Annotated in this window: 1 protein-coding gene and 2 pseudogenes; all 3 read right to left on the minus strand. The window is 46.5% G+C overall.

Features of this window, described 5'->3' with window-relative positions; all coding sequences use genetic code 11:
• Positions 1-428: pseudogene (locus JHD69_RS19685) on the minus strand (hypothetical protein); the annotation flags it as partial.
• Positions 429-451: 23 nt separating this feature from the next.
• Positions 452-895, minus strand: coding sequence for a 50S ribosomal protein L11 (gene rplK / locus JHD69_RS19690; protein WP_199142045.1), 444 nt, complete (start codon positions 893-895; stop codon positions 452-454).
• Between the two features lie 139 nt (positions 896-1,034).
• Positions 1,035-1,505: pseudogene (gene nusG, locus JHD69_RS19695) on the minus strand (transcription termination/antitermination protein NusG); the annotation flags it as partial.
• Positions 1,506-1,625 lie beyond the last annotated feature (120 nt).

Below are 1,625 nucleotides of genomic sequence, written 5' to 3' on the forward strand. Positions count from 1 at the left end.
CCCCCCCCCCCCCCCCCCCCCCCCCCCCCCCCCCCCCCCCCCCCCCCCCCCCCTTTTAGATGTGTATAAGAGACAGGAGTAGTGATAATAATGTCAACATCTGTCCAACCACCTTCAATCTTGGCCACATATTCGTCTAATCCTACGAAATCCGCGCCTGCTGCTTTAGCCTCTTCTTCCTTGTCAGGAGTACAAAGCACCAAAACACGTACAGTTTTACCTGTACCGTGAGGTAAAGTAGCAATACCACGTACCATTTGATTGGCTTTACGTGGATCAACGCCTAAACTTACATCGATATCAACCGATGCATCGAATTTAGTCATTGTGATCTCCTTTACCAAAGCAGCTGCATCCTGTAAAGAATACACTTTGCCGGCTTCTAGTTTAGCGTGTGCCTTTTTTTGATTTTTTGTTAACTTAGCCACTGTTGTAAACTGTTTTTGGTTAATTAATTAGACCAGGGTGCGTCACCGCTAACGGTGATTCCCATACTGCGTGCTGTACCCGCTACCATCTTCATAGCAGATTCGATAGTGAAAGCGTTTAAATCGCTCATCTTATCTTCAGCAATTGTCTTAACTTGATCCCAAGTCACCGAACCAACTTTTTTACGGTTGGGCTCAGCAGAACCACTCTGTAATTTGGTAGCTTCCAATAATTGGATTGCAACCGGAGGGGTTTTGATGATGAACTCGAACGACTTGTCAGCATATACAGTAATTACAACTGGTAATACTTTACCTGGCTTATCTTGGGTACGAGCGTTGAATTGCTTGCAAAATTCCATGATGTTGACACCTTTAGCACCCAATGCAGGTCCTACCGGTGGCGATGGATTTGCCGCTCCGCCTTTGATTTGTAATTTAACAAGTGCACCGACTTCTTTTGCCATTTTCTGATTTGTTAATTGTAATACTCAATGTTAAATATTGGAAGCATGTAACATTTAAGATTTTTATAATGGGTTACGGGTTAATAGTTATGGGTTACGAGATGAACTCCCATAACCTGTAACAGGAAACGCGCAACTGTTATTCTTTTTCTACTTGCATATAGTTAAGCTCCAACGGCGTTTTACGACCGAAGATCTTAACCATTACTTTTAGTTTTTTCTTCTCTTCGTTAACCTCTTCGATAACCCCGGTAAAACCGTTGAATGGGCCGTCCATTACTTTAACGTTCTCGCCCACATAATAAGCGATGTTCATGGTTTCGCCTTGCTGGCTCATTTCGTCAACCTTACCCAAGATACGGTTCACTTCTGCCTGGCGCATAGGAATAGGATTTCCGGCCTTGTCGCCCAAAAATCCGATTACGCTATTGATGCCTTTTATAATATGTTCCAACTCTCCATCCAAAACTGCCTCGATCAATACATAGCCTGGGTAAAAGTTACGTTCTTTGGCAATTTTCTTTCCTTCTTTCATCTGGTAGTATTTCTCCATAGGGATCAATACCTGAGGTACCAAATGAGAAAAACCTAAACGGCTGATTTCAGAGTCTGTCTCTTATACACATCTAAAAAGGGGGGGGGGGGGGGGGGGGGGGGGGGGGGGGGGGGGGGGGGGGGGGGGGGGGGGGGGGGGGGGGGGGGGGGGGGGGGGGGGGGGGGGGGGGGGGGG

Origin of the sequence: Pedobacter sp. ASV12, assembly GCF_016429155.1 — a bacterium.
Classification (GTDB): Bacteria; Bacteroidota; Bacteroidia; order Sphingobacteriales; family Sphingobacteriaceae; genus Pedobacter.

What these genes read in the sequence shown, in the direction of transcription:
- rplK (WP_199142045.1), bottom strand. Translation starts at nt 895, where the DNA reads ATGGCAAAAGAAGTCGGTGCACTTGTTAAATTACAAATCAAAGGCGGA.